This is a genomic window from Rubrivirga sp. (assembly GCF_049648075.1).
Taxonomy (GTDB): domain Bacteria; phylum Bacteroidota; class Rhodothermia; order Rhodothermales; family Rubricoccaceae; genus Rubrivirga.
On sequence record NZ_JBARYR010000388.1, the window covers coordinates 1 to 6,832 of the forward strand.

The 6,832-nt window shown below is 67.0% G+C and carries 4 protein-coding genes; all 4 read right to left on the minus strand.

All coding sequences use genetic code 11. From position 1 onward, the window contains the following. Positions 1-197 precede the first annotated feature (197 nt). Positions 198-1,718 (minus strand): DUF1501 domain-containing protein, encoded by a 1,521-nt coding sequence (locus WBA11_RS11160; protein ID WP_424520764.1) that lies wholly within the window; start codon positions 1,716-1,718, stop codon positions 198-200. Between the two features lie 99 nt (positions 1,719-1,817). Continuing rightward, positions 1,818-3,482 (minus strand): DUF1800 domain-containing protein, encoded by a 1,665-nt coding sequence (locus WBA11_RS11165; protein WP_424520765.1) that lies wholly within the window; start codon positions 3,480-3,482, stop codon positions 1,818-1,820. 148 nt (positions 3,483-3,630) lie between these two features. After that, positions 3,631-5,241 (minus strand): DUF1501 domain-containing protein, encoded by a 1,611-nt coding sequence (locus WBA11_RS11170; RefSeq protein WP_424520766.1) that lies wholly within the window; start codon positions 5,239-5,241, stop codon positions 3,631-3,633. Positions 5,242-5,243: 2 nt separating this feature from the next. After that, a complete protein-coding gene (locus WBA11_RS11175; protein ID WP_424520767.1) occupies positions 5,244-6,635 on the minus strand; it encodes a DUF1800 domain-containing protein in 1,392 nt (463 codons plus the stop codon). Between the last annotated feature and the right edge of the window lie 197 nt (positions 6,636-6,832).

A 6,832-nucleotide genomic window follows, 5' to 3' on the forward strand; every position in this document is an offset into this window, starting at 1 on the left:
TGGCGCTGGCGGGATGGCTCAGCCTGGGGCGCGGCGTGGTCACGTTCAGCCAACTCATCACCGGCAAGGTCAGGACTGCGCTACGCAAAGCGTCGGCCTGCGTGAGCGTCCCGGCGGTCCAGGTCGCACCGCTCTCGAGGTCGACCGCGGGCCCACCAGCGGTGTGCCCCTACGGACACTCGCGTCCTCGAGGTCGGCTACCGGATGACCGTCGCCTGCACGGTCCTCGACTGGCCTCCGGCCTCCAAGCGGACGATGTACGAGCCCGCCGGAAGCGAGCCCGCCTCGAGGTCGACGACGTGCTGGCCGGCCGGCCGCGTGCCGTCCTCGAGGACGGCGACCTGCCGGCCTTGGACGTCGTACATCGCGAGTCGGACGCGGCCGGCGGACTCGAGGTCGAACGCGATCCGGCCTCGGGTCTGCATCGGGTTCGGGACTGGCGGATGGAGCGCCGTCCTCGAGGACGATTCGGAGCCGGTCGAGACGGACGAGCGGCCTGGTAACACGTCCAGCAGCGGAAACGCGCGGCCCAGAGCGGCTTCGACATCGGCGGCCTCGAGGTCGAGCCAGCGCTCTAGGACGGTCGCGTAGACCGACCGGAAGTCGGTGTGGTGGCGCAGGTTGCCGGCGTCGTCGGGCGCCTCGAGGTCGGGGGCCTCGCCGTACAGGCCGCCCTCGACGGCGGGGCCGACCAGAAACAGAGGCGCGGACGCTCCGTGATCCGTTCCCGCCGACCCGTTCTCTTCGATGCGGCGGCCGAACTCTGAGAACGTGAGGGTCAGAACCCGCTCGGCGTCCCCCGTCAGGCCGAGGTCGTCGTAGAACGAGCGGAGCGTGTCGGAGAGCTGCGTGAGCAGGTACGAGTGCTGGTCAGACTGGTCTGCGTGGGTATCGAAGCCGCCCAGCGAGACCAAGAACACGCGCGTGTCGAGGCGTCCTTTGATGAGCCGGGCGACCGCGCCCATCGTGTTTCCGAAGCCGGTATCGGGATACGTGGCTCCGTTGGTGGTGGTCTCGGCGGCGTCCCCGATGGCGTCTCGGTACCGGAACGCGTCGTTGGCGACCGTGCGGAGGTAGCTCAACTCGTCCCCGGCAACCGTGTCAGGGACAGCCGACACGTCATATGGCGACTGGCTATCGACAAGGTCCAGGAACATGTCGACGTCGAACACCGACATCGCGTAGCCTGCGTCCGGCCCTTGAAATAGGAGGGGGGCTGATACTCCGATCTGGATCGCAGGCGGCGCGCTCGGAGGCTCCTCGATGAACGACGGGTACAGGCTCGGCATCAGCCGTCCCATCCACCCCGTGTCCAGCGTCTCGTCGGAGTCCGACGCCGAAAACCAAATGTCGGTCGAGCGGAAGTGCGACAAGCTGTGGTCGTCGTAGCCCACGGACTGAACGACGGCCACGTCGCCATCTCCCCAGGCCGACTCGAGGCTGGCCATCGCCCGGTTCATTCCGAGGTCGTCAGTCAACGAGAACGTGTCTGGTGCCCGGAGAGCTAGTCGAGGTCGTGAGTTGTAGTACACGTCGTTTCGGACGGGTACAATGGTGTTGAGTCCGTCGTTGCCGCCGGCGAGTTGGACGAGGACGAGGACGCGGTCGGTCTCAGAGGATCGCAGGGCCGAGAGGAGGGAGCTTCCCGTAAACGCTCGCGCGGGTGTCGCGCCTCCCCATAGTGCGGCCCCGGCGACGCCCAGGCCGAGCCCGGACATAAAGTCGCGGCGCGTCCAAGTCGCATGATCGACGTCGTGCTCAGCGCCGTGGCCGAGAGATATCGCCCTTTCGGGACTGGGGTCGTGGTTGCACATGGGTCAGCCGAGCTGGAATTCAGGGAGGCGCGTCAGGTGCTCGAGGAGCGCGCGGATGCGGATGTCGGCACCCGTTGCGGTCGGGTCCCACTCGTACTCCGGAATCGTGTCGAGCAGCACGCCGGTATACGTCTCGACCGCTTGCTCGTCGGGCTCGCGGCCGAGCAGTAGCGTCGCTGCGTGCCGGACGAACGCTCTCGGCTCGTAGGCGCCGGCCTCGAGCGCGAAGGGTTGAAGCGTCTGGTACTCCCGAGCCTTCCACAGTGTGATGCCGTCGACGAACCAGCGGATCGGGAGGGATGAGGTGTCCACCCAGGTACGTCCTCCGGGCCATCCGGCGACGTTCCACGGCTCGAAGAGGATCTGATTGGCGAGGTACATCTGGTACCACATCCACCCCTGCTCGCTACGGACGGCAGGGATGGAGAGCGTGCTCCACAGTCCGAACGAACGTTCCGCCGGGCTCTTGATCCGCGAGCGGATGACCGCGGCATCGAAAAAGTGAGCGCTGCCCAAGAGTGCCCGAATGACCGGATCGATCTGGAAGTCGCTCTTCTCAAACAGGGTCGCCATCTCGCCCACGACACCCTCGTCGGGGACGTCGTAGACGAACTCGCGATAGATCATCCGGCACACGAAGCGAGCGATCTGCGGGCTCCGCGCCTCGAACAGGATCGGGATGATGTCCTCGTAACTCCAAGGTCCCGTCTGCCCTAAGATGGTCTTGGTGCCGCCATCGTGCCAGTCGTCGTAGAAGACGCCCTCGAGGTCACCCTGGAACTCGATAGACCAACCGGTGAGTGCTCGCGACAGCTCCTCGACATCGCGCTGGCTGTAGTTCTGCGCCCCGTCCCGGTCGGTGATGCCCATCGTGAACAGCTCCAACAGCTCGCGGGCATAGTTCTCGTTCGGGGAGCCGGCCTGATTCTCCCACCCATTGAGATAGATCAACATCGCCGGGTCGATGCCGACGTCGTGAACGAAGGAGCGAAAATCACCGAGCGCGTGCCGCCGCATCAGTCCCCAATAACGAGCCAGGAACGGCGAGAAGTAGTAGGCCTCGTGCTCGGTAACGAAGTGGTTGCTCCACATGAGCGCGAGCCGCTCGCGGAAGGCGGTGGCCGTTCGCTCTAGTGGGTCAGAGCTGTCGCCGCCGAGACAGGCCCGGTAGACGCCCCATTGATACTCCCGCAGCCGCCCCTCCTGAGCATCGGAGAACACCTCGTACTCGGCAGAGCGCCACGGTGGAAACGACTCCCGGTACCACGCCGGCTGCGGTGGAGCTGGCATGCTCGCGACCGCGTCGACGAGGGCGTTCACGGACGCGCTCGGCCCGGCCTCGAGGGCGGCCGCGATGGCGTCGGCGTGGACGCCGTAGCCCGTCCTCGATAGAAGGTGGATCGCTCTCTCCGTCGTCCAGGGTGCGTCGGGACCTGGCACATAGGCCTCGAGGCCGGTCTGGGTCTGAAGAGAGCGACGCTGCGGACTCTCGGTTTCCAGCTTCTGACCAGGCCTCGAGGGGGCGACCCCTCGGCGAATCGTAATGCCGGCCGGGGCGTACTCGCCAGGCGCGGTCTCGAAGGGCTCCGTCGTCGGTTCCGGGCGGGTCCACTGGTCGGGCGTCGCGACGGGCTCGACGAGAGATCGTGGAGGAATGTTCGGAGCCATAAGAGGAAAGGCCTGTTCGTCGGGTTCCACCGGATGGGTGCGCGACCTAGCCTCAGTCGGTCACTGCATCGGGTGTTGTGATCGTCACGCGGGCGACGAGCGAAAAGTTACATCGTGAGCACGGTTCGTCCTCGAGGCTAAAAAGAGGCTAGCGGACGATGACGGCCTGGACGGACCGCTGCTGTCCCCCGGCCTCGAGGCGCAAGACGTACGAGCCAGACGGCAAGCGGCCGGCCTCGAGAACGGCTAGGTGAGACCCGGCGCTGAATGTGCCGTCTGCGAGTCGTGCGATCCGGCGGCCTCGGATGTCGAAAAGGTCGATCCGTGCTGGGCCGGGCTCTGCGAGGGAGAACGCGACCGTCGCCGTGTGTCGCAGCGGGTTCGGCGACGGCGGGCTGAGTGTGGGGCCTCGGTCCGGCCCGCTCTCGGACGCGACCCCGCGGCGTGGGGACACAAACCCGACCGGGTCGTAGGTACCACCCAGAATCGATCGCAGAGGCTCGTCCTCGAGGCCGAGCCACGACCCGAGCGCGGCGGCGTAGACGGATCGGAAGTCGGTCGAGTGACTGATGTTGCCGGTGCCGTCGAGCGTCGCGAGATCTGGTACGTCCCCAAAGAACCCGCCCTCGACGCCTTTTCCAAAGGCGAACAGAGGCGCGGCCGTCCCGTGATCGGTCCCGGATGAGCCGTTTTCCTGAACGCGCCGGCCGAACTCCGAAAACGTCATGGTGAGCACGCGTTCCGCGTCGCCCGACGCGTCGAGGTCGGACTGAAACGCTGCGACGGCGCCGCCCAGCGTGTCCATCAGTGCCTCGTGGCGGTCGAGTTGGTTGGCGTGCGTGTCGAAGCCGCCTAGGGACACGAGGTAGACGCGCGAGTCGAGACCGCCCTTGATGAGTCTGGCGACGGCCGCCAGGTGCTCGGCGAGCCTCGAGTCCGGGTAGTCAGCAGCGTTCTCGCCTTGTCCGCCGGCCTCTTGCACGGCTCCCAGGTACAGGTTCGACGCGTTCGACAGGGCTCGGACGAACCCGAGTTCGGCGCCAGACGGCGTGGCCGGGACGTCGTCCTCGTCGTACAAGCCTCCTCCCGCGACGATCTGCTCCAAGAGGGACGTGTTGGCCAGCCTCATGCTGAGGTCGCTCTCGCCGTCTTGGAACAGCAGCGGGTTGTACGCTCCGATCTGGACGGCCGGCGGGTGCTCCGGCAACGCATCCTCATAGGTCGGGAACGAGGTCCGGAGTGCGCCGCCAACCCAGCCACCGGTGTCGCGGTCTGGGCTCGCCCTCGAGGTCGACCAGGTATCGGTGGCTGCGAAGTGGCTCAGGCTCGAGTCGTCGTAGCCGACGCCGTGGACGATGGCCATGTCGCCACTCTGCCACACCGACTCGAGCGGCGCCAGCCTGCTGTGCATCCCGACGTCCTCGGTCAGTGAGATCGTGTCGCTGGCTCGCAACGCGAGAGTGGGCCTGGCGTTGTAGTACAGGTCGTTGCGGACCGGTACGATCGTGTTGAGGCCGTCGTTGCCGCCTGAGAGTTGGATCAGCACCAACACGCGGTCGGTGTCGAGCGAGGAGAGGCGGCCAAACAAGCTCCCGCCGTCGAGGGCATAGGCCTTCGTCGCCCCGATCGTGACGGCCGCCGCGGTGCCGAGGCCGGTGCGGAGCAAAAAGTCCCGCCGCGTCCAAGCGTGGTGGTCTTGGTCGTGAGCGTGTCCGTCCTCGAGGGCGGCGGCCCGGCGGTGTCCGTGGTGGTCGCACATGGCTAGACGAGTTGGAACTCGGGGAGGCGGGCGAGAAAGCGGAGCATCGAGCGGATGCGCCCCGGTGCGGTGGCGGCGGTCGGGTCCCACTCGTAGTCCGGGATGCCGGCCAGTAGGATCTCGAGCGCCTGTCCGCCGTCGGCGTCCGAGATGGGAACGGCGACCAGGATCTGGGCGGAGTCCGCGACGACGGCGTACGGGTCGAACGGGTCGGGCAGGCTCCTCACGAAGTCCTGCGCGAGCGTGCTGCGGCCGATGAGGTCGTCGGAGTTGAGCCAGCGCGCCGGCAACGTGCTGGTATCGAGCCAGCGCCGGCCGGTGTCCCAGCCGGAGACGTCGGGGGGGTTGAAGGGGGACTGGCCCGCTTCCCCGCCGTTTCGGATCGTTCGCTGGGCGTGGGGCAAGGGGTCGGAGGGGGCTAGCGTCGCCACGATCCCAACGGAATGTTCGAGGGCTCCTTTGATCTTCGAGCCCATGACGCCGTCCGAGAAAAAGTGAGCGCTCGACAAGAGCGCGACCACCGCGTCCATGACGACGAAGTCGGCGCCCTCGAGGACGTCTGCGAGCTCCGCGACGACCTGGGTGTTCGGCGTGTCGTGGACGAACTCGCGGTAAAGCCGTGACGCGACGTACTCAGCGATGGGCCGCCGCCGAGCGCTGAAGATCACGTCGATGGCGCCGTCGTAGTCGAGTGGCCCTGATACGCCGAAGACGGTCTTGTCGCTATCGTCGAACCGTCGGTCGACAAACTCGGCCTCGAGGAGGGTCCCCGAGACGGTCCAGCCTGTGAGCGCGCGGGAGAGCTCTGTGATGTCCTGCTGCGTGTAGTTGGGAGCTCCGGACAGATCAGTGATCCCCATCGTGAACAGCTCCAACAGCTCGCGGGCGTAGTTCTCGTTGGGCTGGCCGGACCGGTTCTGGTTGCCGTTGAGGTAGACGAGCATCGCCTGGGTCAGCCCGACCTCCCGCACGATCGCGTCGTATCGACCTAGCGCGTTCCGTCTCAGAACCGACCAATACTCGTGGACACGGTGGGATCGTCCGCCTGTCGCGGACCCGTCGACCGGGATGACGGAGTGCCACAAGAGGGCGAGCCGCTCGCGGAGAGGGGAGCCAGGATGGCGAGCGCCGAGCGCTTCCAAAACGAGGTGTTCACGGGCCTCCCTCTGGCCGAGACGGTTCGCCTCCTCGTACTCGCGGCGCTGCGCGGCGCTGGCAGACCGGGGGGGGCGTGAAAGGTCCGCCCAACTCGGTCGCGGGGGCTCGCCCGCCTCGATGGCGTTACGGACGAGGCGGCGCACACCGGCCTGGGCGCCTTCAACAGTGAGTCGCTCGACCTGTTCGGCGTCGAGGCCGAAGCCTGCGCGGCGCCACAGATGAGCTGCGCGCGCCACGCCCCATGGTTGGGACGAGGTCGCCTGGTAGGGCGTCAAGCCTCCAGCGTAAGGCGGTGGCTCTGGCGGAAGCAAAAAGGCTTCCGGGTCAGCGGGAAGCGAGAGGAGTCGTCGACGGTCCATCGAGCCAGCACGCGGGGAGAGGGAGTATCGGCCTCGAGGGCACGTTCCAATAAGTACAACCGTACCTGTCGCGG